Origin of the sequence: Pantoea sp. BAV 3049, assembly GCF_009765445.1 — a bacterium.
Taxonomy (GTDB): Bacteria; Pseudomonadota; Gammaproteobacteria; order Enterobacterales; family Enterobacteriaceae; genus Erwinia.
In genome coordinates this window covers 1-572 of sequence record NZ_WHOY01000006.1, presented here as the reverse complement: position 1 = coordinate 572, position 572 = coordinate 1, and the positions used below count along the sequence as shown (strand labels likewise).

At 50.7% G+C, this 572-nt stretch carries 2 tRNA genes; both read right to left on the bottom strand.

The window, feature by feature from the left end:
- Nucleotides 1-312 precede the first annotated feature (312 nt).
- Nucleotides 313-389: transfer RNA gene (locus GSQ70_RS00555), tRNA-Arg, on the bottom strand.
- A gap of 105 nt (nt 390-494) precedes the next feature.
- A tRNA-Arg gene (locus tag GSQ70_RS00550) sits at nt 495-571 on the bottom strand.
- Nucleotide 572 lies beyond the last annotated feature (1 nt).

The window sequence follows — 572 nt, the reverse complement described above, 5'->3', positions numbered from 1 at the left end:
TCGAACCTCCGACCGCTCGGTTCGTAGCCGAGTACTCTATCCAGCTGAGCTACGGATGCATTGGGGAAATGCCTGGTGGTGCAGACTATCTTCACTCACCCTGCTTCCGCGTAAAATAAGGATGAATGTTACTACTTAAATTGCGCCAGAACAGTGTTGGGACCTGTCTGACAAAATATGGTGCATCCAGGAGGATTATTCGGCTTCGCCTCACCCTTGCGGGCCGTTGCTAAAGCAACGTTATCATCCTTAGTGCTGGCTGATACTGCTTACTGCATGTCAGAATGGTATTACGACCAGTCTGACAAAATATGGTGCATCCAGGAGGATTCGAACCTCCGACCGCTCGGTTCGTAGCCGAGTACTCTATCCAGCTGAGCTATGGATGCATATCAAATTCTGGTATAACGCAGGGGTGCTGACGACTCACCTTGATACAGGCTGCTAACACCGTACCGAAACTTCTTAACGGGTTACTTGTGAGAGACAAGTAATGGTGCATCCGGGAGGATTCGAACCTCCGACCGCTCGGTTCGTAGCCGAGTACTCTATCCAGCTGAGCTACGGATGCA